The sequence below is a fragment of the Ideonella sp. P3_A4 genome, from assembly GCF_056403075.1.
Genome location: NZ_JBFUGE010001003.1, coordinates 1 through 1,513 on the forward strand (window position 1 = coordinate 1; position 1,513 = coordinate 1,513).

Annotated in this window: 3 protein-coding genes; 1 reads left to right on the forward strand and 2 read right to left on the reverse strand. The window is 64.4% G+C overall.

What is annotated here, in order from left to right; genetic code table 11:
• Both AC1DYI_RS35285 and AC1DYI_RS35290 read right to left on the reverse strand, forming a co-directional pair.
• Positions 1-198, reverse strand: a 198-nt coding sequence (locus AC1DYI_RS35285; protein ID WP_477208750.1) for an RraA family protein, incomplete at its 3' end; no start/stop codon positions are given.
• 20 nt (positions 199-218) lie between these two features.
• A complete protein-coding gene (locus tag AC1DYI_RS35290; protein WP_477208751.1) occupies positions 219-686 on the reverse strand; it encodes an Lrp/AsnC family transcriptional regulator in 468 nt (155 codons plus the stop codon).
• A gap of 106 nt (positions 687-792) precedes the next feature.
• Between AC1DYI_RS35290 and AC1DYI_RS35295 the strand changes: the two genes are divergently transcribed.
• A partial coding sequence (locus tag AC1DYI_RS35295) for an EamA family transporter (protein ID WP_477208752.1) occupies positions 793-1,513 on the forward strand: 721 nt, incomplete at its 3' end.

Here is a 1,513-nt window from a genome sequence, read left to right on the forward strand (position 1 = left end):
CACCCTGCCCTCGCCCGGTGTCTGCACCAGCGCACGCAGCACCGAGTTGTCTTCGAAGCAACGCACGGTTCGCACCGGGCCGTGGAACGCGCCGCGGCCACCGTAGGAGCGGAACACGCCGCGCAGCACGCGAAAGCCGCTGTCATCTGAATCGCGGAAGCGGTCGCACAGGTCGCAGGTGGAAACTGTTTTGTCCATGGCGGAATTTCAAGCAAGCTTCAAGCCGGTGGATTCTCGCTGCGCGCCGGGGCCACCGGCTGGTGCTCGCGCACCGCTTTGAGGATGATCGACGTGCTGGTCACCGACAGCTCGCAAAAGCGCGACACCACCGAATCGAGGTGAGCGACGTCGGTCACGGCGATGTCGAGCACCCAGCTGTCCTCGCCGGTCACGTTGTAGGCATTGACGACCTCGGGCGTGTCCTGCACGAGTTTGACGATTCGTTCAAACTCCGTCCGCCCGACGCGAATGACCGCACGGATGCCGTAGCCCAGCGCCTTCAGGTTCACTGTGGCGCGGTAACCGGTGATCACGCCGGCCGCTTCGAGCTTGCGCACGCGCTCGGTGACCGCGGGCTGCGAAAGGTGCACGCGGCGCCCCAGTTCGGTCATCGACAGGCGGGCGTCAGCCTGCAGTTCAGCCAGGATGCGAGCGTCGTAGGTGTCGAAATCGATGGGCGGCGGCATGACCAAAGCGTATCACCGCCGCGACTTTGAAATCAAAGGCAAACGCTGATCATCACCTTGAACTGAATATGGAAAACACGAACCGGCTTGCCTAACATTCATGCTCATGACGACGACCATTGCCACCCGCCCGCCCGTTTTGGGCCTGTCGCCGCTGCTGATCGCTTGCCTCGCCGCCACCTGGTTGGTGTGGGGCTCCACCTACCTGGCGATCAAGTACGCGCTGCTGAGTTTTCCGCCTTTCTTCCAGATGGGCACGCGCTTCATCGCCGCCGGCGCGCTGTTGATGGTGTGGCTGCGATGGCGTGGTACGCCGATGCCCACTCGCACCGAATGGCGCAATGCGCTGGTCTGCGGCACCTTGATGCTGGGTGGTGGCATGGGCGGCACGGCCATGGCCGAGACCTCGGTCGGCTCCGGCGTCGTGGTGGCCTTCATCGCGGTGCTGCCGCTGATCATTGCGATGCTCAATCTGTGCTACGGCATCAAGCCGGGCCGGATGGAAAGTGCCGGCATCGCCGTGGGCGTGGTCGGCGTGCTGATGCTCACCCAAGGGGCGAGCTTCCAGGCTTCGACACAAGGCCTGATCGCCGTCACTGTCGCCTGCATCAGCTGGTCTATCGGCAGCGTGCTGAGCCAACGCACCCTGCCCTTGGCACCCGGCGCGATGGGCTTTGCCAGCGAGATGCTGTGCGGCGGTGTGGTGCTGATGATCCTGACTGCGGTGACCGGCGAAACGCCCGAGTGGCCGCCGCAACCCGAGGCTGTGGCCGCCTGGATCTACCTGGTGGTGTTCGGCTCGCTGATCGCCTTCAACGCCTACATGG